We start from the raw sequence: 24446 nt of genomic DNA, 5'->3' as shown, positions 1-24446 counted from the left end.
CCGGGAGTCCGTCATGCGGGCGATCGCCGATCGCCGTCCATGCTGGTGCGAGAAGCCGCAGGAAACAGTCGGGCCAGGACCCGGATCAGGGTGGGGCAAACCTCACCGTGTCCCAGGGGGTCAGCCCCCGACGGGGCCCGTATGCGGGCCTGTCGGCCGGTCCCCCTACGGGCGCCCGGTGTTCGTATCATCACCCCTATGACCGCCGAGACTCCGGAACCTGCCTCCTGGGGCGAACTGCGCGCCTCCCACGCCGACCGGGAGGCCGTGGTGGAACGGCTGAGGGAGGCGGCGGGCGAGGGCCGTATCGACCTCACGGAGCTGGACGACCGGCTGGAACAGGCGCTGACCGCCAAGACCTTCGCCGACCTGGCGCCGCTCACCGCCGACCTGCCGCGGGCCGTCTCCGTGGTGGACCCGGGCGAGCCGCTGGTCCTCAAGGGCGGGGTCCACGGCGCCTCCCGTACGGGGCGCTGGGAGGTGCCCGCGCACATCACCGCGCACGGTGGCATGGGCGGCGTACGGCTCGACTTCACCCGCGCCGAGTGCCGACTGCCCGAAGTCGAGGTGGAAGTGTACGGAGAAATGGCGGGCGTCACGGTCGTCATCCCCGAGGAGTGGGCCGCGGACACCGGCGGCATCGCGACCGGCCTCGGCGCCCTCAGGGACAGGACCACCCCCGAGCGGCACCCGGGCACCCCGCTCATCCGGATCACCGGTTCCGTCGGCATGGCCGGTGTCGTCGTCCGCCATCCCAATGCCCGCGAACGCCGCCTCCTGAAGCGCGCACGGCCGAAGTAGGAAGCAGCCCGGCGGTGGGAACTCGTATGAACCCGTCGTCGCATTTCCTGGATGCGCCGACCTGGGCAAAAAGAATGGCCGGGAAGTCGGCCGGACGTTCTTGCGCCGCCTTCCGTGCCACCGCGTTCGTCTCAGCTGACGCGACGACTTCGCGCCTCCCATAAGGTCCGCCTCCCTCCCTTCTCCTCGCGTCCCTCTCGGGAAACCCGAAGGAATGGTTGTCGTGTTTCCGCTGTGGTGAACGCCTGTGACAGCCATGTACGTTGAACCGGGTGGGACCCCGGTTGCCCGGTGCAGCCACAGATGCGCTACAGGAGGCGGCGTGAACACGGAGCGGGCGGGGCGCGGCTTGGCCGGCAAGCTCAACCACCTCTTCGAGACCGTGCGGCGCGGGGACGGCCAGGAGTACAGCAACGAGTACGTGGCTTCCGCGATCCGACGCACCGGAGTGACGGTCTCCCAGAGCTACATCTGGCAACTCCGCAAGGAACGCAAGTCCAATCCCACGCTGAAACACCTGCAGGCGCTGGCCGATTTCTTCGGCGTGCCGGCCGCGTACTTCTTCGACGACGAGGTGACCGGCCGGGTGACCCGGCAACTGGACGAACTGGCGGCCGACCGCAGACAGCGGGAAGCGGCAGGCCACAGCCACGAGGTGAAACTGATGGCGCTGCGGGCCGGCGCGTTGTCGGAGGAAGGCCGCAAGCGGGTCATGGACCTTCTCGACATCGTCTACCGGCTCGAACAGGCCGAGCGCCGCGCCCCGGCGCCGGACGCCACGTAGGCCCCGGCAACCTCGTACCGGCACCCGGCGGTGAGCGGCATCGGCTCCGGCGTACCGGCTCTCCGGCGCATCGGCTCTCCGCCGTGCCGGCCAGGGCCTCCACCGCGGTCGCGGAGGATGGTGCGCCCCCGGCAGGACTCGAACCTGCGGCCAAGTGCTTAGAAGGCACCTGCTCTATCCACTGAGCTACGGGGGCCAGGTGGTGGGCGTGGATCACACGGGCCGCCGACAAGGATAGGGCCCGGTGTGCCTCGTCCCGGTTGCTTCACCTCCGTGGCACGTTGTGGAGGTTCGGTGAAGCGGTCCCGATAATCGCAGGCAGGTACGAATTCTGCACCGTTTTTGGCGCCTCACGCGTCGGGTGTTGTGCACTCGTTATGCCTGAGCCTCTCCGCTCGCGACTGCCTCATGCGTCGCTGATCCCGATCTGTACGGGTTTACGCGGCGCGCACAGAGGGCTATACGCTTCAAAAACCTGCCAAAATTGGGCATTCTGCACGAGTGGCAACCTTGGATGTACAACCCCGGCTCCTTGACGTCCTGTCCGCGCTGCGCGACCGCGTCGACGCCGCGCGCTTCCCGCTGCCACTGCCCGGCGCCGCCCGCGCCCGGCGTACCCGGTCCGAGTTGCTGGACCAGCTCGACGACTATGTGATGCCCCGCCTGCGCGCTCCTCAGGCCCCGCTGCTCGCGGTCGTCGGCGGGTCCACCGGCGCCGGCAAGTCCACCCTCGTCAATTCACTGGTGGGCCGACGGGTCAGCGAGGCCGGCGTGCTGCGGCCGACGACGCGTACGCCGGTGCTCGTCTGCCACCCCGACGACCACCACTGGTTCGCGGGGCGGCGCGTACTGCCGCAGTTCACCCGCGTCTGGGTGCCCGAGCAGGACGGCCCCGAGGAGCCCGACGCGTACGACGACACATGTGAACGCGAGTGCGCGTACACGTACGAAGGTGAAGACGGCGAGGAGAGCCGCGGCCAGGCGGAAAGCGCGGCGGGCGTGGCCCCCCTGCGCGTCGAGACGGACCTGGCGCTCCCCAGCGGGCTGGCCCTCCTGGACGCCCCCGACATCGACTCGCTGGTCGCGCGCAACCGGGAGCTGGCCGCCGAGCTGATCTGCGCGGCCGACGTATGGGTGCTGGTCACCACCGCCGCCCGGTACGCGGACGCGGTGCCGTGGCACCTGCTGCGGACGGCCAAGGAGTACGACGTCACCCTCGTCACCGTGCTGGACCGGGTGCCGCACCAGATCGCCACCGACATCTCGGCGCGCTACGCCGCGCTGCTGACCCGCGCCGGGCTCGGAGACGTACCCCGCTTCACCATCCCCGAACTGCCCGAGTCGGCCGGCGGCGGCAGCGGGCTGCTGCCCGCCACGGCGGTGGCCGCGCTGCGGCGCTGGCTGGAGCGGCACGCCCAGGACCCCGCGGTCCGCAACGCGGCGGCCGCCCGCACCACCGCCGGGATCCTGGCCTCGCTGCACTCCCGTATGCCGGCCCTCGCCGGAGCCTCCGCCTCCCAGCACGCCGCCACGCTGCGGCTGGCCGACCAGGTGGAGCAGGCGTACGAGGAGGCCGCGGCCCGGGTACGGCGGGAGGTCGAACAGGGCGAGGTGCTGTCCGGCGACGCCCGCGCCCACTGGCGCGACCACGAGCTCGGCGGCCGCCCCGACGAACTGCTGGACGCCCTCACCCACGGGCTCACCTCCCTGCTGCGCTGCGCGGTGGAAGAGGCCGACGAGCGGGCCGCCGAGGCGTGGCGCCGGGACCCCGCGGCGGCGGACGCGGCTCTGACGGAGGTCACGGACGCCGCCGCCTCCGCCGCGCGCCTGGGCGTGGTCGTACGGCGGTGGCGGCGCTGCCTGGAGGAACTGGCGGAGGAAGGCGTACGGGAGGCGCGTGCGGCACGAGGCGGACGCGCGGCGCGCGGGGCACGGTCCGGTGAGCGCGCGAAAACCGCGGCCGACCCGGAGGAGGCCGCTGCGCTGCTGGCCACCACCCTGCTGGGCGGCCGCCGGGCCCGTACAGCGGGCGAGGCCCTCGCCGACCTTCTGGGGGCGCAGGCCGCGGTACGGCTGCGCGACCGGGGCGGCCGGCTGCTCGACACGTACCTTCAGCGCGCGTTGGACGGCGAACGGGAGCGGCGCCTGACGCCGCTGGAGTCGCTGGGCGTACGGCCGGACCACCAGGCCGCGCTGATCGCCGCGCTGTCTCTACTGCAGAAGGAGAAGGTGACGCGGTGACTGCTCCTGTGGGGCGCACGGACGGGGACGAGAGCCGGGACCGCCGGAGCGGCCTTGGGAAGGAAGGCGCGCAGCCGGTGGCAGGGGAGCCGGCGGTGGGGGAGACGGGGGCGGGGATGGCCGGTCCGGTCGTACAGGAGGCCGCCGTATGGGAGCCGGACGTACCCGAGCGTCCCGTACGGGCCCCGGAGCCGCAGCCGGAAACGGCCGAGACATCGGCGGCGGCCACGGAAACCGAAGAGCCCCGGCCCTCCCCGACCCCGCCCCCGGCCGAGGCGCGTACCTCCTGGAACGACGGGCTGATCGCACGCCGCGCACAGGACGGTACCGACGCGAAGTCCGCCGGGCGGCGCCACGCCCGCGTACGGGAAGCAGCGGCGGAGTCCCGCGAGGGCAGACAGCCTGAGTGGCGTGAGTGGCCCGAGTGGCTGGAGTGGGAAGACCGGGACCGGGGCCCCCACCAGGAGGAGGACGGCTGGCTGGACGGGGACGAGTGGCACCAGCAGCGCGACTGGCAGGAGTGGGAGGACGAGGGCGACAGCGAACTCGAAGCCGTGCTGGCCGTGCTCCAGGAGCCCGCCGAGCCCGTACAGGAGCCCCGGAGCAGACGCGGCCGGGCACAGGAGACGAAGGAGTGCGTCCCCGCGCCCGCCCGCCGGCCCTCCAGGGAGTTCAGCGATTCCGGGGCCTCCAGGGAACGGCGTTCCGCCGGGCAGCGGCTGCGGCCACGCCTGGACGCCCTCCGGGAGCTGGTCGGGCTGTCCCGGACGCGCCTGGACGGGGCGACGCTGGCCGAGGCGGGGCGGGTGCTGGGCGCGGCGGACGAGCGGTACCGGCTGTCCGGGGAGCACACCGTCGTCGCCGTCGCGGGAGCCACCGGCAGCGGCAAGTCCTCCCTGTTCAACGCGCTCGTCGGGGCGGACCAGTCGGACGTGGCCGCGCGCCGGCCGACGACCTCGGAGCCGGTGGCCTGTGTGTGGGCCGGCGGCCGGCCGGGCGCGCACGAGCTGCTGGACCGGCTCGGCGTACCGGCGCGCCGCAGACACACACCGGCCGGCGGCGCGGCCGCACTGCCCGGCCTCGTCCTCCTGGACCTGCCCGACCACGACTCGGCCGCTACCGGGCACCGCGAGCAGGTCGACCGGATGCTGGAGCTGGTGGACGCGGTGATCTGGGTGGTCGACCCGGAGAAGTACGCGGACGCGGTCCTGCACGAAAGGTATCTGCGGCCGCTGGCGGGCCACGCCGAGGTGATGTTCGTCGTACTCAACCAGGTGGACCGGCTGCCGGGGGACGCCGCGGTGCAGGTGGTCGACGATCTGCGGCGGCTGCTCGACGAGGACGGGCTGGCCCTCGGTGAGCACGGCGAACCGGGTGCCGCCGTGCTGGCCCTGTCGGCGGCCACGGGTGAGGGCGTCGGGGAACTGAAGGAGGCGCTCCGGCAGTTCGTCGCGGAGCGCGGTGCGCCGGACCGGCGGCTGGCCGCCGACGTGGAAGCGGCGGCGGGGCGGCTGCGGCCGGTGTACGTGGCGGACGGGCGGTACGGGCTGACGGAAGCGGCCCGGGAGGAGTTCGAGGACTGGCTCGCCGAGGCGGTCGGCGCCGGGGCGATGGGCAGCGCGGCGGAGCGCGACTGGCTGCGGCACGGGGAGCGGGCGTGCGGCACGCCGTGGCTGCGCCTGCGGCTGCGCAGCCGCAGGCCGGGCGCGGGGCGTGGCCGGTCCGGGCGGACGAGTCCGGGGCGTACCGGGCCGTCGAAGCTGTGGCACCGGGACGCGTACACGGAAGCCGAGGCGGACGCAGCCGACGAAGTGAGCGGCGCAACGGGCGACGGCGACGCGGGCGGCACGGTGAGCGGCTGGGTGCCGGTGGACGGGCGGGCGGCGGCGCGGCCGTTGGTCGAGCAGGCCGTACGGGCCGTGGCGGGGGAGGCGTCGGAGGGGCTGCCGGCGCCCTGGGCACAGGCGGTGCGCGAGGCGGCGGTCCGGGGCGCCGAGGAGCTGCCGGAGGCGCTGGACCGGGCGGCGGCCGTCTCGGAAGGGGCCCTGCGCGCCGGGCCGCAGGTGCGGCCGCGGTGGTGGACGGCGGCCGGCGTGGCACAGGGGCTGCTGACGATGTCACAGATCACCGGGGTGCTGTGGCTGCTGGCCGTGGTGGTGGGCGCGGCGGATGCGGGGGAGTGGCTGTCCGCGCTGCTGGTGACGGCCATCGGGACGCTGGGCGGTCCGGCCCTGTCCTGGGTGTGCGGGGTGGCGGGGCGCGGTGCGGCCCGCCGGTACGGCCAGGAAGCGGAACGCCGGCTGCGTACGGCGGCGGCGGGCTGCGGCCGCGCCGCGGTGCTGGAACCGGTCGCCGCCGAACTGCTGCGCTACCGGGAGGTACGGGAGCAGTACGCGGTGGTGGCGGGGTTGTGAGGCGGTGGGCGGGGGGGGCTGAACCCGCCGCCAGGGTGACGGAGTTGTCCACAACCCGGCGGTAGCACACAGGCCCCGGCGAGCTCCGGCGAATCCGTGCAGCATGGATTCCACGCAGGCCCGGGAAACGGGCCGCAGGGCCCGCCGGGGGCCCGCGACGGGGGAGGCGATGACGATGTACGAAACGATGGTGACGCTGGTGGGGAACGCCGCGACGGCGGTCGAGCACCGGCAGACCACAACTGGCGCTTCGGTGGCGCGGTTCCGCCTGGCGACGTCCACGCGGCGCTGGGACAAGGAGCGCGGATGCTGGGCCGACGGGGACACGAGCTTCTATACCGTCCGCGCGTGGCGGACGCTCGCGGACCACGTCGCCGCCTCGGTCTCGCGCGGCGAACCCCTCGTCGTACACGGCCGTATGCGGGTGTGGGAGCGGGAAGTGCCCGAGGACAAGGGCGGACAGCGGCGGGTGTCGGTCGAGGTGGACGCCGTGGCCGTCGGACACGACCTGTCGCGCGGCACCTCCGCCTTCCGGCGGGGCGGCCGGACGAGTACGGAGTCGGCGCCGCCCCCGACCGGCCGGCCGGACGGGCTCGAGGCGCCCACCGCGCCCGTGGCTGCCCCGGCGTTCCCGGCCTCCCCGCCACCCCCAGCCCCTCCGGTTCCTGTTTCTGCCGACGAACCTGACTGGGCGTCACCGCCCCCGAAGGCCACCCGGGAGGAGGCGGGTATTGCCGCGACCTGACACCGCCCCGATGCTTCGTCGGCAATCTCCGGATGCCGTCCAGCGGCCCCCGATGCGCCTTACGCCTGAGAAGCGTTCAGTGCCCGGAAAGTCCCGGTGATTTGTCGATATTGCCAGGTCAAGTGGGGTGTAGTCGGTAACGATTGTGATTCGGATCGCTTATGGGACGGTATTGAGGGGGACCCTGTTGCGCCCGCTCTCTAGGATCCGTCGGGTACTCACGAGTACTCACGGGGGCTGATGTATTCGGCTGTTGAGTTCTTTGGGTTCATTCCGGCGAGGCATCTCCCCTATCGATCCCGCCTCGCCCAGAGGGGAAATTCATGATTTCAGTGAAGAGGCGGGGCGCAGCCCGCCTTGCCGCCGCGGTCCTGGCGTCGGGCCTGGTCGCGGCGGGAGCGATAGCCACCGCGGGCCCTGCCGCGGCTGACGACGCGGCGCCGGTCCACGGGGGCGCCAGTGCGACACTCGGCGGCCTGAAGACCTACGGCCAGGCGGTTCTGCACGCCAACGGCCGGGACCAGGAGATCGGTGCCGGGCTCTTCGAGATGACCGTCGACAACGGCGGCACCCTCCAGACGTACTGCATCGACATCAGCACGCCGACGCAGCAGCAGGCGAAGTACCAGGAGGTGCCCTGGAGCGCCTCGTCGCTGCACGACAACCAGGACGCCGGCAAGATCCGCTGGATTCTGCAGAACTCCTACCCGCAGGTCAACGACCTGGCCTCGCTCGCTCAGAAGGCCGGTGCCGGGAGCCTGAGCGAGAAGACCGCTGCCGCCGGTACCCAGGTCGCCATCTGGCGCTTCTCCGACCACGTGAAGGTCGACGCCGTCGACCCCGCGGCCGAGAAGCTCGCCGACTACCTGGAGAAGAACGCCAAGAGCCTGGCCGAGCCCGAGGCGTCGCTGAAGCTGGACCCGCCGGCCGTCTCCGGCAAGTCCGGCAGCAAGCTCGGCCCGGTCACGGTCCACACCAACGCCAACAGCGTGACCGTCTCCCCGGGCGCCGGTGCCCCCGCCGGCGTGAAGGTGGTCGGCGCCGACGGCAAGCCCGTGACCAAGGCGGCCAACGGCACCAAGCTCTTCTTCGACGTGCCCGCGGGCACGAAGGACGGCGCCACCTCGCTGACCGCGCAGGCCGCCACGAAGGTCTCGGTCGGCCGCGCCTTCACCGGCAGCGTCGGCCGCGTCAAGAGCCAGACCATGATCCTGGCCGGCTCCAGCGAGTCCACCGCCACCGCGACCGCCACCGCCTCCTGGAAGAAGCAGGGCGCGGCCCCGGCCGTCACCGCGGAGAAGAACTGCTCCAAGGGCGGCGTGGACGTCACCGCCACCAACAAGGGCGACGCGCCGTTCAAGTTCCAGCTCTCCGGCAAGGAGCACGTGATCGCGCCGGGCAAGTCCGAGACGATCACTGTCCCGGTCGGCGAGGACCAGGCGTACGAGATCACGATCGCGGGTGAGGGCGGCTTCAAGAAGACCTTCACCGGCGTCCTCGACTGCAAGACCGCCGGCACCACCCCCGGCAAGCCCTCGTCCCAGCCCAGCCCGGCCTCGGCCGGCGGCACCAGCTCCGGCAGCACCGGTGGCGGCGCGGGCGGCGACCTGGCCGAGACCGGCTCCAGCAACGCCACCCCGGTGATCGCGGGCGTCGCGGTCGCGCTGGTCGTCGTCGGCGGCGGCGCGGTCTTCTTCCTCCGTAAGAAGAAGGCGGGCGCCACCTCGTGAGCGAGGTACGGACGCCATCGCGTGATCAGTGACTCGTGAACAGCGACTCGTGATCCGTGACCGGTGACTGAAATACGGACGTCGCCCGGTCCCGGGGTGTGAGCCCCGGGGCCGCAGCAGGCCCGACCTGGCCCGCCCGCCCCGGCGCGGTCGGGCGCGGTCCGGCCCGGCGCGGCCCGCCCCGCGCCGTGACCGTCCGCACACCACCCACCGCCCTCCGTGCCCGAGCGAAAAACCGCTCCTCGGCCACGGAGGGCGGCGGCGTTTTCCCGGCCCGGGGCGGAACCCGTGCCCGGGCGGAACCCGGCTGCCCGTGCCCAGCCGCCAGCGGACCGCCGATGGCCCATGCCAGGCCCGCCCCGGCAGACCCCCACCGCACCCCCACCCCGTGCCCCGGATCACAGCCCTGTGAGGTACTCGTTTCCGTCGCGGGCTGGCCGTACGGCAAGATGGGGTGTGTTTGGCGGGCCCGCTCCTCCGCAGTGCCTCTGACCAGCTACGCAGTCGCCGAATAGGCGCCCACGGTGGGCCGTGGGCCGTCCGTGGGCCGTCAAGCCGCCTGCGGGAGGGGCCCGGACATCCCGCGCTGGAAAACCGCGGACACGGCTGCCCGGGTCCGCTCCTCACTGCTCGGCAGCAGATGCGTGTAGATCCGCAGCGTGAAACCGGGGTCCGAGTGTCCCAGGTAGACGCTCAACGCCTTGATGCTCTCCCCGCCATCCAGAAGCACAGAGGCGTAGAAGTGGCGTAGCGCGTGCATCCCGTCGTCCGGGGCGGCGGCGTAGCGCTCTCCCGGCCGCTTGGGCGGGATGACCCCCGCGAACGCCAGAGCGGGCTTCCACACGTAGTCGTCGAAGTAGCTGCGCCAGATGGCGTTGCCTACGCCACTGGTGAAGACCAGGTTGCGTGTGACTAACGGTCCGTCCGGGGTCCGCCACGGCAGCTTGACCTCGACCGGAGAAAATCGGGTCATGTGGTCCCGCAGGTATCCGCCCACCACCGGACTGAGCGGTGCGGAGCGAAGCTTGCCGCGCTTGGGCGGAGCGAATACGAGCGCTCCCCGGACACGCTTGACCTGCTGACGTACGTGCAGCCATCCGGCGTCGAAGTCGATGTTCTCGGCGGCCAGACCGAACACCTCTCCCTGGCGCAGGCCGCCTCCGCCGGCGGCGTCCACGGTGGCGGCGTACCGGTCGGGCAAACCGGCGCGGACCGCGAAAACGCGGCTCTCGGGCCACGGCTGGATCAACCGAGGGTCGGGCTCCGGGGCCTTCACGGACCGCGCATGGCACGGGTTCACCTTGATGACTCCGTCGTCAACCGCAGCGTTGAACAACGACGACACTGAGTCATAGATGCCGCGCCGGTAGGTCGCGTTCGGCAGGGCGGTTTGAAGAGTGCTCAGCCAGGTTCGCATGTGTTCGGGCTTGAATGACCCCATGGGGCGAGGACCCAGGTACGGGACGGCGTGAAGTCGGATGCGGCGGTCCACGACTTCCTGACTGCCCAGGTCCGTCGTCAAGCCTGTCAGCCACTTGACGGCGTACTCCCGGAACGTGATCTGTCCGGCCTTCGGGTCGATGAACTGGCCCGCGTCCATGTCTGCCTTGACGCGGTCCAACCATTTCTCGGCACGCTTCTTCTCGCGGTCCGGGAAGCTCTTGGACTGCTCCGTCCCGTCCGGGCCGACATAACGAGCGCGGTAGCGAAGCCCGATGCCGTAGCGGTCGGTCCTGACCCGTGAGGGCTTACCGTCGGGCCCCACCTCGGTCTTGTACCAGCGGTCTTGGATGTGACCTGCCAAGGGGTGAATCCTCCCCGGGAAAGTCGCAGGGGCACAGCGCCCGAGCTGTGCCCCTGCGGTGACGATGTTCAGGTGAGTGGTCAGGCGGCGGCGCTGTTGGCGGCCATCTGTTCCTGGGCCCAACGCTGGACGGCGGCGGGGTCGTAGCGGACGTGGACACCGACGCGGAAGCCTGGCGGGCCGATGCGCTTCTTACGCCAGTGGTAGACGGTCTCCAACGACACGTTGAAGATCGCGGCGACATCGCGAGGGGTGAGATAGCGGTCCGGAAGTTCGCCCCGGAGCATGGCGGTGGCGGGGGGTGTGGCCATTCGGTGGCTCCTCAGCAGTCGGGGGCTAGGGCAGTTTCGGGGGCCGCGCTTGTCCGAAGCGCGGATTTCTGCGTCATTGCGTCATCTGCGTCATTCGGTTCTGTGACCTGCGGCTTTGTATGACGCAGCGGTTCGGGGCTGCGTCATCGGCGCGTCATCGTCTGCGCCAGCGCATGACGCACATGACGCAGAATGACGCAGGCGGCGCTGTCTGCGTCATGCTTTTCGCCGCTGGTCAGGGGCCGGTTTCGCGCCCGCATGACGCACATGACGCAGCCGTCCCTACTTAGGAAAAAGGAGGGCGTCTCTTTGTGGTGCGGTGCACGCTCAAGCGTGGAGAAGGGGCCGCTTCGCGGCACGACCTTGCAGGGCGCCACGGCGCCGAACAGCAAGAGGAGCACCGGGGGCAAGGCGTGCTCCTCTTGCTTGTTCAGCGGCGCGTTCCGGTCAGAACGCCTGCTGCTGCTTGTGCCCCGGCGGTGCTTCCACGCGGGCCATTTCGAGGTAGCGGCCCGCCATGGTGCGGCCCGAGTCGATGAGGAGGCCCCGGGCGGCCAGGGTGGGCTGGAGGCGCTTGAGCCGGTCGGAGAGGACCTTGCCCGTGGTCGGCCAGCCTTTGGGCAGGGGGCGGAAGTCGTCGCCGGTGTAGAGGCTGCTGAGGCAGTGCAGCCATTCGGTGGAGGTCATCTGCTGCGCCGCTCCGGCTTCGATGGTGTCGGCGTGCCGCAGGACGGTCTGCGCGAGCAGATCGCCCTCGATCACGTCGTCATTCAGGTCGTCCAGGCTGGCCCGGTAGGCCGCGAGCGTGGCCCAGCCGGTCGCCGCATCGAGCTGCGCGCACAGATGCGCGAAGTCCGCCATCCGCAGATCGGTCGGCGTCTCCGCCTTAGCCGCACGGACCTTGACCGTCAGATCTAGGAGAGACCCGAGAATGACCGGCAGCACCTCGGCGTACTCCGCCCACAACTCCGCTTCGGTGCGCCGCACCCGCGGGCGTTCCAGGCGCAAGGGCAGGAGGCGTTCGGCGAGGTCGGGCCGGATGACACCCACGTCGATGCCGGTCAGCAGCAGGGGGCGGCGGTAGCGGGCACGGAACACGTCCCCGTCGGTGAACAGCGCACGCTTGACATTCTCGGCGCCGGTGACGATGCAGCACATCGCGTCCGACAGGTCCGGGGTCATGTGGGAGAGGTTGTCCAGGGCGGTGACCCACCCGGCCGCCACCGCCGCAATCAGGTTCTCCTCGTCCTTCGGTGCGCGGCGCAGGTCCCCGCTCATGCCCTCGACGATCCGTACGAGCATCCGCCCGCCGGTGGACTTGCCCGCCCCCTGTGGGCCGGTGAGGAACGGGGCGGGGACGGGCACCGACGGTCCTAGGCAGCCGATCAACCACGCGATGGCCAGGCATTCGGTCTGCGCGGTGGCGAAGTTGCACAGCCGCAGCAGCAGGTCGATGCCCTTGCCGTCGGTGTCCTTGGCCGGCAGGGGCAGTTCCCCGGTGAGCTGGGTGCGCCGCCAGCACACCTCACGCGGGTCAGGGACGGCGATGTCCCAGCCGGTGGGGTGGATACGGACGGACTGTCCGTCGGTGCGGCCCAGGTCGAGCCAGGTGGCGCCGTCGAATCCGGGGGCGACGCGGATGTGCACGGGCTGTACGTGCTCGGTCAGTGCGAGTGCTTCGATCAAGTCCAGTGCCTCCTTCATGGCGGTGCCGTTGAACACGCCGCACCCGTCCCTGAACAGGCCGACCATGAGTTCCTGGCGGTGGCTGCCGGTGGTGCCCTGGGAGCGGATCGGGCGGGCCACGGGGTGGCCGTTCCTCTGCGCGTACACGGTCCCGTCCGCGGTGCGGAAGTAGCGGAAGTGGGCCTGCGCGTAGTCGGTGATGACCTCCCGCGCCGGGGGCTTGCCGTCCTCGGACACGGCTACACCCCCAACTTCGCGCGGGCGTTGGCCCACGCGTCCGTGCAGTGCCGGGCGGTTTCGCCCTTGGCCTGCGCGGCGACGAACAGCCGCGTGACGTGGCCGTCGGTGAGGCAGCCGCACCGGCCGTGCACGGACAGCACCGCGAGGAACGCCCCGTAGACGGTGGCGTGCACCGCGCTGCGGGCGTCGGTGATGCGCTGCTCTGCCATGGCAATGCCCCGCTCCAGGTAGGCGGGTGTGCGGTGCGGGCACTGTCCGCCGCCGGCGGGTGCGGGCGCGGCGATGACCGGCCGGGCCGCGGGCTGCTGCTTCACGACCAGCGCGCGCACGGTGTCGGGCAGACCGGCCGCGCGGGCCAGCAGACCAGACGGGGCGCCGGGACCCGGGCTGATCCAGCGGGCGTAGGCCATGCGGGACTTGATGTCCACGCCGGGCCTCACCGCGTTGGCGGACGGCATCGTGCCGCGGTAGAGCCAGTGCTGGCCGCGGGTGGTCGCCACGACCACGGTGCGCGGCAGGCTGGCCTGTGCCCAGGTGATGGCTTCATCGTTGTCGAGGTCCAGCACGGTCAGCCCAGCCCCGGCGGGGTGGTAGGCGACCGCCCCGGCGCCCTGCCATGCGGTCGCCCATGCAGGCGAGGTGATGACGCCGGTCTCGGTGGTGGCGGCGGCCCAGCCGTGGCAGGGGGCCGGGCAGGTGCAGGGGCCGGGGGCCTTCATGTTCGGGCGCCCACCGCATGAGGTGTAGAGGCACGTGCGGCAGTTGGCGAAGGGGACCTTGCCCTTGCGTAGAGGCAGCACAGGAATCCCGGCCGCGGCGAGTTCCAGGGCCGTACGGAAGGGTGGGGGCGTCATCGCTGACCGTCCTTCCAGCACCCGGGGCAGATGTCGCGCCCGCGGGGGCGGACGTGCCAGCCTTGGGTCCGACGCAGGCGGCGCACCTCGGTGACGGTGCGGGCCGCGGGGTGGTAGCCGCGGGCTGCGCCGCCGGTGCAGCAGTACACATCCAGCAGCCGCGGCCGGAACGGCCGGGGAACGGCTCGCGGGACGGGGGCAGGTTGGGTCATGCTGGAGACCTCCAGTGCTCTGTTGAGGTGTGCTGGGAGGAGAGGGCGGCCCGGTCTTTGGTGAGAGGGGCCGCCCTCAATCGTGGCGCGCACCAGGTGCAGCGCCCGCGAAAGTGGGGGTGTCAGTGGTGCGTCGTACTGTGGCGAGATGTCGAGTGATGATCTGGAACTGAAGCTGGGCCTGGAGACGACCCGTACGGCGTTGGCCGTGGCCTTTGGGGGCCCGGAGGCCCATGAACGCGCGTCTCAGGCAGGGATCGTGCCGGTCCGGGCATCGAACAAGTTGTTCGTGTTCTCCGACCCGCACAAGAGCAAGCAGCACGGTTACAACTTCGATGGCTGGGCCGAAGCCGATGAAGCGGGGGCCGTCTTCGACTACACCGGAACCGGCCCGGTCGGACACCAGGTACTGACCGGACTGAACGGTACGCTGCTCAACCACGTGGCGCAGGGGCTGGAACTGCACCTGTTCATCTCTGACGGCTACGTCAAGCCGGGCGGGGCCAAGCTGCAGCGGTACGTCGGGCAGATGACCGTCGATAGCGTCGTCCCGTATACGGAGCGCTGGGACCACGACCCGAAGGGTATGTTGCGACGGGTTTACGTCTTCCGGCTGCGCCCGGTGGATCCGCAGCAGACCGACATCCGGTCCGACGACTCGGTGCAGCCCGCGCAGGAGACCAGCGTTCTGCCCATTCCCGCGAAGGTCGAGGAGCCGGCCAAGCCGGGCGTCAAGAGCAAGAAGACGGAGAAGCACAGCACGAGCCAGACCACCGCCACTGTTGCCGGCGGTGAGCGGACGGTAAACCGCCGTGAGGGACAGCTCGTGACGGCCTTTGAGGAACACCTCGAAAAGGCCGGGCACGCCTATAGCAGCTTTCAGATCACGGTCGCCGGCGAACGCACCACGCTCACGCCTGATCTGTACGACGAGACCGATCACGTGCTGTACGAGGCCAAGGGCCTCACCACGCGGCCCAATATTCGGATGGCGATCGGGCAGTTGGCGGACTACCGGCGCCATCTGGATAAGCCCGAAACGCTGCGGGTCGCCGTCTTGCTGCCCGGTGAACCTACGCCCGACGAGAAGGCGATCCTGGAAGCTGAAGGCGTCGCCCTGGTGTTCCAGACCGACAACGGGTTCGCCGGCTTTCCGCTGCTCGTCGACCCTGCGTAGTCACAAGGGGCGGCCCCTTCTCACGCCAATGATCCGGGGCCGCCCTCGTGTGTGCGAAGGTTCCGGGATTGCGCACCGCCGCCGTCAGCTCGGCCACCCACTGCTTGACCTCTTTGTCGAAGTGGTCGACACGCTCTTGCCAGTGGCGGCCGTCCGGGCCGCGCAACATCCGGTTCACGGCGCCTCCGGCGCGGGCTGGTCAGCGGTCGCCAGTTCCCGCCGGTGCCAGGCGGCGTATTCCTGGCGGATGTAGCCGCGCGGGTCGCGGGCGGCGTCCAGGGTCTGCGGCGGAACGGTGCCCGCGCCGGCGCTGTCGCCCATGCCGTTGCGGTCGAGGGCGAGCAGGTAGCGGGCGGCGTCGGTGGCGACTTCGGCGGGGTCGCTGAAGATGCTGGTGTCGTCGTCCAGCAGTGCGATGCGGTCCAGGACGGCGGCCTTGCGCAGGTAGAACGTGCGGTCGGCCGGGCCGCGGCGGCGCAGCGCGGCCACGGCCGCCTCTGCCGTCCAGGCGAGTTCTTCGGTGATGCCCGGTGCGGCGGCGTAGGCCGCGTCCGGCGTCGGCCACACGGCGGCCTGCTGCTCGGCGGCGGGCTGGTGGTCGGCGGTGACGTACAACCGGGCCTTGCCCGGGGTGCGCGACGGCAGGCGGCGCACCGCTCCGGTGCGGAAGGCACCTTCGAGGGCGGCGGTCACGGTGCCGGCGTCGTCGGGGTCGCAGATGACGCGGATCTCGAACACGGGGCTCCTCAGGTGTCGGCGGGGATCAGCGGCCACTCGCCGCTTACGTGAGCGGTCGGGTCGGTGCGGCGCTTGTGCTCCTGGAGTCCGGCGGCCTGCTCAGCAGCCCATGCGGTCTGGTTGCGGTGCAGGTCGGGCGGGGACATGGCGGCCAGGGCGGGGTGGGCGCGCGGCAGGCGCCAGGCCAGCCGGGCGGCGGCCATGGCGTCGTGCGCGGCGTCGTTGGGCCCGTCGTGGCGCACCTGGTAGTGCCGGCACAGCTCGGGCAGGGTGCGCCGGCCGCGCCGGTAGCGGTCCATCTGCTTGTCGATGACGTACGGGTCGAGAACCGGCGCGGCCTGGTCGGCGGGGAAGTCGATGTGGTGGCGGGCGCATTCGCGGGCAATGACGGTCAGCGCGTAGGGGGCGCGGAAGACCACCAGCGGTATGTGCCACTGCCCCCGGGGCCCGGTCACGGCCGCGGCGATTTCCGGCAGGGCCTCAACAGCCGGCCTGCCGTCCGCCTGGGCCACATCCGTGGTGATGTGGTGGACGGCGGTGGCCTCGGCGGGGATGTCCACGCCGGGGTCCAGCAGCCAGGTCGTGGTCTCGGCCGGGGCGCCGCCGCCGACGGCCACGAGGGCCGCGGCAACGATACGGGCCGTTTCCGGGTCGGTGCCGGTGGTCTCGATATCCAGGGCCAGCAGCCGGCCGTCCGGCCAGGCGGGAGGGGTATCGGTCACGGGTCAGTCCTCCTTCAGAGGTTGCTGAGGGCGTTGACTACGGCTTCGCTGAGCTGGTTGACGGGCTTGGAGGCGCCGGTGGAGGCGAGGTAGAAGCCGAACATCACGGCGACGAACGCGGCCCCCCAGCTCAGGGACTTGGAGCGCAGCAGGAAGAACAGGACCAGCCCGAACAGGGCGACGAACGAGACGGTGACCGCCACGGCGGCACCTCCTTCGCGAGTGTGGTCAGCGGGTGCCGTCGCGGTGGATGCGCGCGGCCAGGTTGTACAGGCGCCGGCCAAGACGGATGCGGATGCCGGTGCCGTCGCAGCGGCGGCAGTGCTTGCCGCGCTTGAGCCGTCCGCGACGGTCGGTCTTGAGGGCGAAACCGAATCCGCGGCACTTGCGGCAGTTGCCGAACGGCGATGCGGCACACAACGCGCCGTAACACACAGTCACGGCAAGCCAGGCGGATATAGCGAGGAGGGCAGGGGGCATCGCGGGCCCTTCCAGGTGGGTTTCCGGGATTCGCACAGGTGAGGCGCTAGCGGCTAGGTACCTGATCACGGCGGAATTGGGGCGCTAAGGGCGGTGCTAGATCTAGCAGCGGCCGCCGCTAGGTCCAGCACCGGTTTCGGTCAGCCCGCATCCCGCTTTTCGTCACGCTCCGCTACCACTTTGAGGATGCGGGAGCGCTCAATGCCGCGCCGGTTGGCGCCCTTGCCGGCGCTGGTCTTGCCCCACACCTGGATGGTGGGAACGCCATGTGGCTTGAGCATGTAGGCGAGGTGCTCCGGCTCCCACCCGGCGTACACCTCGGGGCGCAGCTCGGCGAGGCGGGCCACCACGGTTTCGGACCACGCCTTGGCCTCCTCGGCCGGGACCACGGCGAGAATGTCGGCGAGCAGGTCGTAGGCCGGGCCGGTGACCTGCTCGGCTGCTTCCCCCAGGGCGTAGCCGGACAGGCGCCCGGCCTTTTCGCGCACGGTGCGGGCGCGCGCGGCGATGGCGTCGGCGCCGGGGGCGTCCACGAAGGCCGCGGAGACGATCCGGGCGTCGGCACCCTCGCCGACGAAGTAGTGCAGGCCTTTGTCACCCCAGGAGAACATCGTGGCCCGCACGCCGCGCTTGTAAGAGCTGGTGCCCAGGACCATGTCATTCTCGGTCTGGCCCATGACCTTCAGGCACCAGCGGGCCCCGGCATTCGCGCTGATGCCGGTGGGCAGCGACTTGGCGTCAGGGCGCTGAGTGGCCAGCAGCAGCACGATCCCGGTCGCCGGCCCGCGCTTGACCAGGTCGGTGGCGATCTCCTCGAACTCCTTGCCGTGGTCGGAGTGCTCGAACAGGACCTGGCACTCATCCACGCCGATAACGATCGGATGCAGTCCGAGCGAGCGCTTGTCGGCGAGGGCGCTGGTCACCTTGGATTCCGGGCAGATGTCCCGCGGCAGCGAGCGGATCACCTTGGTACGCCGGCGCAGTTCCTCGCGCAGCGCGCGGAAGTCGGCCAGCGCGTACTGAATGGTCTCGTCTTCCTCGCCGACGCCGTGCCGGTGCGAGACCTTCTCCCCGACCGGATCCAGGTCGCCGGTGCCCTTCATGTCGTAGGTGTGCAGCTCCGCCCGCGGGTCGAGGGCCGCAATGAGCAGCAGCAGACGCAGCAGGAACGTCTTGCCCATGCGGGGAATCGCGCCGATCACCCCGGCGATGAACATCAGCGTGACATCGACCCAGCGTCCGCGCTGGTCGGTGCCGTAGGCGACGGGCTTGAACAGGTCCACCGTCCCGGACTTGGCCAGTGGCCAGGCGGGTTTGGGGGCCGACTTCAGGTCCTGGTCGCCGACCCACAGCACTAGGCGGGCGGTGTGTTCCTCGGAGACGGCCTCCGGCCACACGCAGCCCAGCGGCCGGCGCAGACCGGAGGCGAGGCGGTCGCGGCGCTCGATCACGTCCGTGACCGTCACGCCGTACGGGAGATCGCCCTCCGCGCGCCAGCCGGGCCCGTCGCGGGTGATCGGGGCGGTGAACTCGAACCCGTCCTTGCCCTTGGACTGCGCCTGGCTGATAGCGGGGATGCCCAGGGCTCCGAGCGCGCGCAGCACGATGTCACTGGTGAGTTTGGTGGCCTTGGGCAGCTCCACCGCCCGGTGGATGACGGGATCGTCCGCCCGCCGCCCGGCTGCCCCCAGCGCCATCGTCACCGCGCCGACGGTCAGGGCCAGCAGCCAGCCCGGGGCCAGCACGTACAGGGCCAGGGCCGCCCCTAGGCCGGTGAACAGGCCCAGCACGGCGGCCAGGGTGCGCAGCCGCACCCGGCCGTCACGCTGACGCGAGAGCCTGAGGTATTCACCGGCGTCCTCGCGGCGCACCGCGGCCAGCCGGACCGGCTCGCCCTCGCGGTCAGCCACCCACCGCAGCATGCCGCCGACGAACCGGGCCGCCCCGGCCGGGACCTGCAAGGCGAGCCGGGCGGCGTAGACGGGGGCGCGCAGCGCGTGGTAGCCGGTGGCATGCGCGTAGTGGCGGGCCACCCAGGAGGCGGCCGTCTTCAGCTCCGCCGCCGACCGCAGCCACTGCGGGATCACGTCGCGGCGCCGGGCCCCGGCCAGGCGACCCAGGTACCCGGGGCCCTCAGCGGCCGGGGCCGGCTGGTCGACCAGCGCCGCAGGCGCGTCCGGGTCCTGTGGCTGGTCCGGCTCCGGCTCCGGTGCCGGGGAGGGGGCAGGTTCGGGCCCGGTGCGGGCGGAGCGTGCCTTGTCCAGGTCGACCACGTCCGCGCCGGGCGGTGCGTTCATTTCGGCTTCGAGCCGGTGGAACAGCTCGGAGTCGTCATCGGGGTGCTTCACTGACAGTCCCTTTCTCTCACGAGGGATGGGGCGGGCCCGGCCGCTGGCTGTGGAAGGTGGGCGGCCGGGCCCGGCAGGACGGCTGTGCGATTCAGTCGTTCTTGCTGCTGAGGCGGGTGGTCAGGGTCGCTTCGAGCAGTTCGGCGGCTTCGGAGCCGTCGGTGGTGCGGGTGGCGAAGCGCGTGCACACCTCACGGACGATCCGTGCGGTGGCCTCGGTGTCGCCGGCTTCCTTGGCGGCGATGTACTCGCGAACGGACTGATGCGCGACGGGCCTGACGGCGTTCTCGCGGATGTCGTCAAGCAAGCCGCAAACGTCCACGTCGGCCTGGGTCCCGCAGGAGCCGCAGGTGTGGACGATGCCGCCGTACTCGTCGGGGCCGGCGGCGGTCATGGTCTCGTCGCAGCAGACGAGGACGGTGTCGGTGCCGACCTCTTCGGCGATGCGGGGTTCGAAGCCGTAGTCGGTGGTGACGGGCATGGCGGGCTCCTCTCAGGCGCGGGCGGGGTGCCCGGCGTCCTCCTCACCGCCCGGTGCGGGTCCGGGCGGATCGGGGGCGGCCGGTCAGCCGACCGCGCGCAGCTCGGAGGTACGGCACAGCACGGGGCCGATGAGAAGACCGACGCCGTGCACGGTCCAGCGGCCGTCCGTGCGGTGCGTCGGCGGCACCTCATCCACGATCCGGCCGGTCCGGCCGGCCGCGCGCGGGTCGTCCTCGCACGAGACGATCAGGACGGTGTCACCCGCCCGGAAGGTCACCGCCGCCACCGCGACACGCGGCGGGCGGCGTCGGCCACGGCGTCGTTCGAGGCCACGAACGCGTCGCTGTTCGGGTCGGCGTCCGCCCGGTTGAAGCGGGCGTTGTGCTCGGCCTTCTTGGCGCGGTAGTCGGCAACGTCCTTCGCATCGTTCTTCTTGTTGAACATGAGGCTCCTCTCGGCACCGGGGCGGTCCCGGCTCCCCTTGCCGCCCCGGCGTGTGCCGGGGCGGCGCGGGCAGCCGTCCCCCCTCAGCGGCGGGCCGCAGGCCTGCCGCCCGGGGCGGGCGGGGAGACGGCGCGCACGACGCTGACCACGCCCCACACGCCGACCGCGACGATCAGCCCGCCGATGACGAGGATCGTGGCGACCGAGACAGCGGCGGTGGCCAGCAGCGGCCCGAAGCACACCCCGGCGGCCACCGCCCCGGCCCCGGCCCCGGCGCCAAGAGCGACGCGCTGTGCGGTGCGGTCCGGCGGCGCCTGATGGATGTGCTGGACGATGACGCGGTACCCGCCCATATCGGCGGCGGACGCCAGAGGTTCGGGCCGGTGGACGACCTCCCCGCGCCCGGCCCGGGGCGCGGGGAGCTGATTGTCGAACTGGTAACGGCGGGGCGGAGACATGAGCGCTCCTTGATCAAGGGGGAAGAGGGGATGACCCGGCGGCCGGGCGGCGCACCGGCCGCCGGGTCACAGGTCGAACAGGCCGCCCTGCTCCGCAGCTGCGGCCGTGCGGGCGGTTTTGCGGGCCGCAGGCAGCCGTCAGCCTTTGTCGTACAGGCACTCGACGCAGGCGCAGTCCTCACCCACGCAGTAGCAGATGCAGCAGCCATCGCCGCACGCGTCGTCTTCTTCGTAGCCGCTGGCCTGGGCGGTCGGTGCACCGTCAGGGCCGAACGTGACGGTCATGGCGTCCGGCGAGGACTCCAGCGGGGTGGTGCCGTTGCCGCGACAGGGCGGGCAGCGGTAGCCGGGCCCCTCGGGGGCCATGAACAGGTGCTCGTCGCAGAACCACTTGCCGCAGCCGTACTCGTCGCCGCCGGGCGTCAGCCCGCACAGGGCGTCCATCCCACGCGAGACCGTCTCAGGGCAGCCCGGCCAGTCACACATGGCCTGGACGCCGTACCCGGCTTGGACCGTCACTCCGTCGCTGCGGGTGATCTCGTAGTGCGCATATCCCACGGGTTCCTCCTCGAATCTGAGCGGACCCACCGCCCGCCGGGTTACAGGCCGAACAGCTCGCCCTGGCCGTCGTCGGCGGTGCGGTGGGTGTGCTTGCGGGCGGCGGTCAGGCAGGTCGGGCACCACGCCCGCAGCGGCGCCGCGCTCAGGGCGGCGGCCTGCCGCTCGGGGACGGCCGGGCCGGCGGGGGCGGCCATCAGCCGCACCCAGCCGCCCGCCGCGCCGGCGTAGCTGTCGTGCTCCCGCGGGCACCGGCCCTCGCTCTTCGCGTGGCCCTGGCCGCACTGGCCGGAGCACTGACAGCGCCATCCGGCGGCCGTCATCACCGCGCGGAACAGGTCCGCGCACACGATCGGGACGGTCATGCGGCCGTCTCCTGCTGTGCGTGGTCGGGCCGCTGGTGCTCGGTGTGCGCGGCGGCGCGCGGCGGGCGCGCGGCAAGCTGCGCGGCGCGCGCGGCACGGAAGTCACGCAGCCAGTTCCGCGCGTTTCCGGCGTCCACCCCGAACCGCGCCGCCAGGGCGGCGGCGGCCGGCTCCTCCTGCCCCTGGGAGGTCTCCAGGGTGAGCAGGTAGTAGCGCCAGCCTGCCTCTTTGGCCTCTGAGCGGAAGGCGGGTCCGTCGCCGGACAGGGCCGCTTCGGGCGCCTGCGGGGCGAGCGCGGCCAGGTCGCCGCGCAGGCGGTCACGGATGAGGGCGGCTTCCTGCACCTGCGTGGTGAGCTGCTGCAACGCCTCCTCGTATTCACGGAGGCGCCCCCGCTCGCCCTCGGTGCGGCCGGTCAGCTCATCCAAGGCGCGCTGCTGCTCGTCGGCCGCCGTACGGACCTCTGCCAGCGCCTGATCAGCGTCGCGGCGGGTGCGGTCGGCTTCCTTGCGCGCGGCGTCCACAATCGCTGCCGCGCGCTGCCGCGCGGCGTCGATGTCCCGCCGCGCGTCTTCCGCGCGCTGCCGCGCGGTCTCGGACTGCCCGGCAATGTCCTCCTGTTCCTCCAGCAGCGTGCGCCGCGCGTCTTCCACGCGTGCCAGCTCCTGGCGCGCGGCGGCCAGTTCCTCTTCCGCGCGTTGCCGCGCGGCATCCGCCTCCTGCCGCGCGGCATCCGCGCGCTGCCGCGCGTCCTCGGCTTCCCGCATGGCCGCCGAGGCGGTGATGCGGTCGGCGGCCGGCGTGACGGCCAGACCCTCGAACGTCGCCACCACCTTCGGGGTGTCGGTGTAGTCGAGCAGCGCCACCTCCGCCGCGCGGGTCAAGGTGGTCATCCGCTGGGCCAGGGCCAGGCTCTGGCGGGTGTCGGTGCCCACGTCCGCCCTGTCCAGCGCGGACTGGGCCCGGCGGCGCAGCCGCTCGGTACGCCGGCAGGACCGCCGGAGGGCCCGCGGACTGCTGGTCACCGCCGGTGCCGGGTTCTCCAGAGCCAGGCGCAGGCGGTAGACGCGCTGTGCGGCCCGCTGGGCCTGCGCGGCGCGGGTGATGGCCGACGATGACGCGCGGGCGTCCAGTCCGAGCAGGGTGAAGACGGCCGCCCAGGCGTGCTGCCACAGCAGCGCCAGCAGCCGGGCCGGACCCGGCCGCGCGTCATCGTCCTCGTTCGGCCGGGCGGCGTGCAGCTTGCTGCGCAGTTGCAGTTCGATCAGCCACGCGGCCAGGGCTGATACCGCCGCCAGCACCGGCCGCGCCCACCAGTTGGGGGCATGCACCGCGTTCATGGCGCCGGAGAAGGCCACCAGGGTCCAGGCGGTGCGGTGCATCAGCCGCAGCTCACGCGTCCACCCGACCTCCGGGTCGGCGGCACGGTAGAGCATGACCAGCAGGACCATTTCCGCCGCATCGAAGACGCCGATGAACGCGACGGCGAGCGGGACCGGCAGGTGCACGGTCTCCGTGGCGAACCCCCACAGCCCGTACACACTGACGGCGACGCCCCCCAGGGCGACGACGGCCTGCGGGCCGATACCGGCCAGCCACACCGACCGGCGCAGTCGCCAGACCGCCAGCGCGACGGCGGCGAGCACGGTCACGGCCAGTGGCAGCACCAGCCACGGAGACCAGCCGGACAGCCCCGGCCAGGACGCGAACACGCCGGGAATCACGCGGCATCACGGCGCGCCGCGCCCGGCTCCTGCTCCGGCACCACAGCCACGGCCTCCACCCGCCACGCCACCTCGGTGGCCGGCCGGTCCGAGGTGGGACCCCAGCCGGTGCGCGACGCCCCGCAGGCGACCGCATGGTCCATGGCAGCCTCCTGCGTGGGGTGCAGGCTGTGCGGCTCCCCGCACTTGCGCAGCAGGTACAGCCACGGCGGCGTCGGGCGGGTGTCGGCAAGCTGCCGTTCCAGCTCGGCGACGCGGTGCTGCTGACGGGCGATGACCAGCAGCGCAGCCACGGCCGCCCGGCACAGCCGGGCGCTCTCTTCGGTGGCCGCGAGCGCGACCCGTTCGGCGCCTTCGCGCTGTTCGGCCATCTCCAGCACGCACCGGACGTGATCGGCCCACTGCCCGTCCAGCGCTTCCAGCAACTCCTGGACGCGACCGGAAGCGGCGTCCCGGTCGGCGTGCAGCGCGGCCAGGTAGGCCGCCCCCACAATGCGGATCATGATGCAGCCCCTTCCAGGGCAGAGGTGGATGCCGGGGCGTCCACCTCGGGATGAGTGAAACGGACCGGCATGCCCAGCTCGCGGGCATAGGTGATCTCGGCACGAGTGCTGTCGCCGATGTAGTCGCCGACCACCAGCACCTCATCCGCCAGCCGGATTTTTGCCCGGTGCAGCGCGTCCAGGTCGGTCTTGACTGCGACGGCGTCCGCGTAGCCCTGACGCGGACGCTTCATGTCCACATCCGGGCGCACGACGATCCGGCCGCGCAAGGTCTCCGACCACGCGGCGTCGGCCATCCGCTCCCAGAAGCGGGTGCTGCCGCAGATCACGACAACCGGCGGGATTCCCAGAAGCTCCTTCGCGCCGGCCAGGTCGGCGGCGCGCTTCTGCGCCAGCCACCGCACGTAGCGGGCCAGGATTTCCGGCTCGGCGTCGTCCCCGTCCCACAGGTTCGGGTCGTCCATAGTCTCGGCGACCGCCTCCGACAGGTGCCGGTAGTCCTTACTCGCCCGCGCCAGATCGTCCCTCTCCGCCGTCAGCCGGCGGATTTGCTCCGACTGCTGGCGGCCGGCCACCGCAGCGGCCCTGGCGAAGTTCAGCAGCCACAGCACGTCCGGGTCCTCA

General features: G+C 72.1%; 25 protein-coding genes and 1 tRNA gene. 7 read left to right on the top strand and 19 right to left on the bottom strand.

What is annotated here, in order from left to right; translation table 11 throughout:
* Positions 1 to 198 precede the first annotated feature (198 nt).
* Both ACZ4Z1_RS13645 and ACZ4Z1_RS13640 read left to right on the top strand, forming a co-directional pair.
* Complete coding sequence (locus ACZ4Z1_RS13645) at positions 199 to 801, top strand: DUF1707 SHOCT-like domain-containing protein (protein WP_468486761.1); 603 nt, start codon at positions 199 to 201, stop codon at positions 799 to 801.
* A gap of 322 nt (positions 802 to 1123) precedes the next feature.
* Entirely contained in the window at positions 1124 to 1585 is a 462-nt protein-coding gene (locus ACZ4Z1_RS13640; RefSeq protein ID WP_468486760.1) for a helix-turn-helix domain-containing protein, read from the top strand.
* A gap of 123 nt (positions 1586 to 1708) precedes the next feature.
* Here ACZ4Z1_RS13640 and ACZ4Z1_RS13635 read toward each other — a convergent pair.
* Positions 1709 to 1781, bottom strand: a tRNA-Arg gene (locus tag ACZ4Z1_RS13635).
* A gap of 314 nt (positions 1782 to 2095) precedes the next feature.
* Here ACZ4Z1_RS13635 and ACZ4Z1_RS13630 point away from each other — a divergent pair.
* The 4 genes from ACZ4Z1_RS13630 (at position 2096) to ACZ4Z1_RS13615 (ending at position 8715) form a co-directional block, all read left to right on the top strand.
* Entirely contained in the window at positions 2096 to 3826 is a 1731-nt protein-coding gene (locus ACZ4Z1_RS13630) for a dynamin family protein (protein ID WP_468487016.1), read from the top strand.
* 116 nt (positions 3827 to 3942) lie between these two features.
* Entirely contained in the window at positions 3943 to 6240 is a 2298-nt protein-coding gene (locus ACZ4Z1_RS13625) for a GTPase (protein ID WP_468487015.1), read from the top strand.
* A 169-nt stretch (positions 6241 to 6409) separates the two neighbouring features.
* Positions 6410 to 6985 carry a single-stranded DNA-binding protein gene (locus ACZ4Z1_RS13620; protein ID WP_468486759.1) on the top strand — a complete coding sequence of 192 codons (576 nt, stop codon included), beginning with the start codon at positions 6410 to 6412 and terminating at the stop codon, positions 6983 to 6985.
* Positions 6986 to 7308: 323 nt separating this feature from the next.
* On the top strand, positions 7309 to 8715 hold the full coding sequence (locus tag ACZ4Z1_RS13615) for a Cys-Gln thioester bond-forming surface protein (protein ID WP_468486758.1): 1407 nt from the start codon (positions 7309 to 7311) through the stop codon (positions 8713 to 8715).
* A gap of 550 nt (positions 8716 to 9265) precedes the next feature.
* On the opposite strand, the gene ACZ4Z1_RS13610 is transcribed toward ACZ4Z1_RS13615, so the two are convergent.
* From ACZ4Z1_RS13610 to ACZ4Z1_RS13595, 4 genes are all read right to left on the bottom strand, one after another.
* Positions 9266 to 10519, bottom strand: a complete 1254-nt coding sequence (locus ACZ4Z1_RS13610; RefSeq protein ID WP_468486757.1) for a tyrosine-type recombinase/integrase — start codon at positions 10517 to 10519, stop codon at positions 9266 to 9268.
* 80 nt (positions 10520 to 10599) lie between these two features.
* Positions 10600 to 10830 carry a helix-turn-helix domain-containing protein gene (locus ACZ4Z1_RS13605; RefSeq protein ID WP_468486756.1) on the bottom strand — a complete coding sequence of 77 codons (231 nt, stop codon included), beginning with the start codon at positions 10828 to 10830 and terminating at the stop codon, positions 10600 to 10602.
* A gap of 447 nt (positions 10831 to 11277) precedes the next feature.
* Positions 11278 to 12753 (bottom strand): ATP-binding protein, encoded by a 1476-nt coding sequence (locus tag ACZ4Z1_RS13600; RefSeq protein ID WP_468486755.1) that lies wholly within the window; start codon positions 12751 to 12753, stop codon positions 11278 to 11280.
* Positions 12754 to 12755: 2 nt separating this feature from the next.
* Positions 12756 to 13610: a bifunctional DNA primase/polymerase gene (locus ACZ4Z1_RS13595; protein WP_468486754.1), complete on the bottom strand. Its 855-nt coding sequence runs from the start codon at positions 13608 to 13610 to the stop codon at positions 12756 to 12758.
* 360 nt (positions 13611 to 13970) lie between these two features.
* Here ACZ4Z1_RS13595 and ACZ4Z1_RS13590 point away from each other — a divergent pair, with 360 nt between their 5' ends.
* A complete protein-coding gene (locus ACZ4Z1_RS13590; protein WP_468486753.1) occupies positions 13971 to 14999 on the top strand; it encodes an SRA domain-containing endonuclease in 1029 nt (342 codons plus the stop codon).
* A gap of 174 nt (positions 15000 to 15173) precedes the next feature.
* Here ACZ4Z1_RS13590 and ACZ4Z1_RS13585 read toward each other — a convergent pair whose 3' ends face one another.
* From ACZ4Z1_RS13585 to ACZ4Z1_RS13520, 14 genes are all read right to left on the bottom strand, one after another.
* Complete coding sequence (locus tag ACZ4Z1_RS13585; RefSeq protein WP_468486752.1) at positions 15174 to 15737, bottom strand: hypothetical protein; 564 nt, start codon at positions 15735 to 15737, stop codon at positions 15174 to 15176.
* 8 nt (positions 15738 to 15745) lie between these two features.
* Positions 15746 to 16459 carry an exonuclease domain-containing protein gene (locus ACZ4Z1_RS13580; RefSeq protein WP_468486751.1) on the bottom strand — a complete coding sequence of 238 codons (714 nt, stop codon included), beginning with the start codon at positions 16457 to 16459 and terminating at the stop codon, positions 15746 to 15748.
* A 14-nt stretch (positions 16460 to 16473) separates the two neighbouring features.
* Complete coding sequence (locus tag ACZ4Z1_RS13575; RefSeq protein ID WP_060728256.1) at positions 16474 to 16662, bottom strand: hypothetical protein; 189 nt, start codon at positions 16660 to 16662, stop codon at positions 16474 to 16476.
* A gap of 25 nt (positions 16663 to 16687) precedes the next feature.
* Positions 16688 to 16939 carry a hypothetical protein gene (locus ACZ4Z1_RS13570; protein ID WP_468487014.1) on the bottom strand — a complete coding sequence of 84 codons (252 nt, stop codon included), beginning with the start codon at positions 16937 to 16939 and terminating at the stop codon, positions 16688 to 16690.
* A 140-nt stretch (positions 16940 to 17079) separates the two neighbouring features.
* The gene (locus ACZ4Z1_RS13565) at positions 17080 to 19287 is read right to left on the bottom strand and encodes a cell division protein FtsK (RefSeq protein WP_468486750.1); all 2208 of its coding nucleotides are present in this window, start codon (positions 19285 to 19287) and stop codon (positions 17080 to 17082) included.
* Positions 19288 to 19378: 91 nt separating this feature from the next.
* Entirely contained in the window at positions 19379 to 19768 is a 390-nt protein-coding gene (locus tag ACZ4Z1_RS13560; RefSeq protein WP_468486749.1) for a hypothetical protein, read from the bottom strand.
* Positions 19769 to 19852: 84 nt separating this feature from the next.
* Positions 19853 to 20047, bottom strand: coding sequence for a hypothetical protein (locus ACZ4Z1_RS13555; RefSeq protein WP_468486748.1), 195 nt, complete (start codon positions 20045 to 20047; stop codon positions 19853 to 19855).
* Positions 20044 to 20214, bottom strand: coding sequence for a hypothetical protein (locus ACZ4Z1_RS13550; RefSeq protein ID WP_468486747.1), 171 nt, complete (start codon positions 20212 to 20214; stop codon positions 20044 to 20046). Before ACZ4Z1_RS13550 ends, ACZ4Z1_RS13555 begins: the two co-directional genes overlap by 4 nt.
* Before the next feature lie 83 nt (positions 20215 to 20297).
* Positions 20298 to 20672, bottom strand: coding sequence for a DUF6251 family protein (locus ACZ4Z1_RS13545; protein ID WP_468486746.1), 375 nt, complete (start codon positions 20670 to 20672; stop codon positions 20298 to 20300).
* Between the two features lie 138 nt (positions 20673 to 20810).
* Positions 20811 to 21230, bottom strand: coding sequence for a hypothetical protein (locus ACZ4Z1_RS13540; protein ID WP_468486745.1), 420 nt, complete (start codon positions 21228 to 21230; stop codon positions 20811 to 20813).
* Positions 21231 to 21271: 41 nt separating this feature from the next.
* Positions 21272 to 21595: a hypothetical protein gene (locus tag ACZ4Z1_RS13535; protein ID WP_468486744.1), complete on the bottom strand. Its 324-nt coding sequence runs from the start codon at positions 21593 to 21595 to the stop codon at positions 21272 to 21274.
* Entirely contained in the window at positions 21592 to 23307 is a 1716-nt protein-coding gene (locus ACZ4Z1_RS13530; RefSeq protein WP_468486743.1) for a DUF2637 domain-containing protein, read from the bottom strand. Before ACZ4Z1_RS13530 ends, ACZ4Z1_RS13535 begins: the two co-directional genes overlap by 4 nt.
* A gap of 8 nt (positions 23308 to 23315) precedes the next feature.
* On the bottom strand, positions 23316 to 23822 hold the full coding sequence (locus ACZ4Z1_RS13525) for a hypothetical protein (RefSeq protein ID WP_468486742.1): 507 nt from the start codon (positions 23820 to 23822) through the stop codon (positions 23316 to 23318).
* Positions 23819 to 24226: an RNA-binding protein gene (locus tag ACZ4Z1_RS13520; protein WP_468487013.1), complete on the bottom strand. Its 408-nt coding sequence runs from the start codon at positions 24224 to 24226 to the stop codon at positions 23819 to 23821. Before ACZ4Z1_RS13520 ends, ACZ4Z1_RS13525 begins: the two co-directional genes overlap by 4 nt.
* Positions 24227 to 24446 lie beyond the last annotated feature (220 nt).

The sequence above is a fragment of the Streptomyces sp. NPDC030165 genome, from assembly GCF_055573595.1.
This window is presented reverse-complemented; position numbering and strand designations above follow the sequence as displayed.

Excerpts from the sequence above, each read along its gene's own strand:
- ACZ4Z1_RS13560 (WP_468486749.1), bottom strand. The coding sequence starts at position 19,768 with ATGCCCGTCACCACCGACTACGGCTTCGAACCCCGCATCGCCGAAGAG.
- ACZ4Z1_RS13545 (WP_468486746.1), bottom strand. The coding sequence starts at position 20,672 with ATGTCTCCGCCCCGCCGTTACCAGTTCGACAATCAGCTCCCCGCGCCC.
- ACZ4Z1_RS13525 (WP_468486742.1), bottom strand. The coding sequence starts at position 23,822 with ATGATCCGCATTGTGGGGGCGGCCTACCTGGCCGCGCTGCACGCCGAC.
- ACZ4Z1_RS13645 (WP_468486761.1), top strand. The coding sequence starts at position 199 with ATGACCGCCGAGACTCCGGAACCTGCCTCCTGGGGCGAACTGCGCGCC.
- ACZ4Z1_RS13535 (WP_468486744.1), bottom strand. The coding sequence starts at position 21,595 with ATGACCGTCCCGATCGTGTGCGCGGACCTGTTCCGCGCGGTGATGACG.
- ACZ4Z1_RS13625 (WP_468487015.1), top strand. The coding sequence starts at position 3,943 with ATGGCCGGTCCGGTCGTACAGGAGGCCGCCGTATGGGAGCCGGACGTA.
- ACZ4Z1_RS13615 (WP_468486758.1), top strand. The coding sequence starts at position 7,309 with ATGATTTCAGTGAAGAGGCGGGGCGCAGCCCGCCTTGCCGCCGCGGTC.
- ACZ4Z1_RS13550 (WP_468486747.1), bottom strand. The coding sequence starts at position 20,214 with ATGTTCAACAAGAAGAACGATGCGAAGGACGTTGCCGACTACCGCGCC.
- ACZ4Z1_RS13595 (WP_468486754.1), bottom strand. The coding sequence starts at position 13,610 with ATGACGCCCCCACCCTTCCGTACGGCCCTGGAACTCGCCGCGGCCGGG.
- ACZ4Z1_RS13570 (WP_468487014.1), bottom strand. The coding sequence starts at position 16,939 with ATGCCCCCTGCCCTCCTCGCTATATCCGCCTGGCTTGCCGTGACTGTG.
- ACZ4Z1_RS13590 (WP_468486753.1), top strand. The coding sequence starts at position 13,971 with ATGTCGAGTGATGATCTGGAACTGAAGCTGGGCCTGGAGACGACCCGT.
- ACZ4Z1_RS13620 (WP_468486759.1), top strand. The coding sequence starts at position 6,410 with ATGACGATGTACGAAACGATGGTGACGCTGGTGGGGAACGCCGCGACG.
- ACZ4Z1_RS13605 (WP_468486756.1), bottom strand. The coding sequence starts at position 10,830 with ATGGCCACACCCCCCGCCACCGCCATGCTCCGGGGCGAACTTCCGGAC.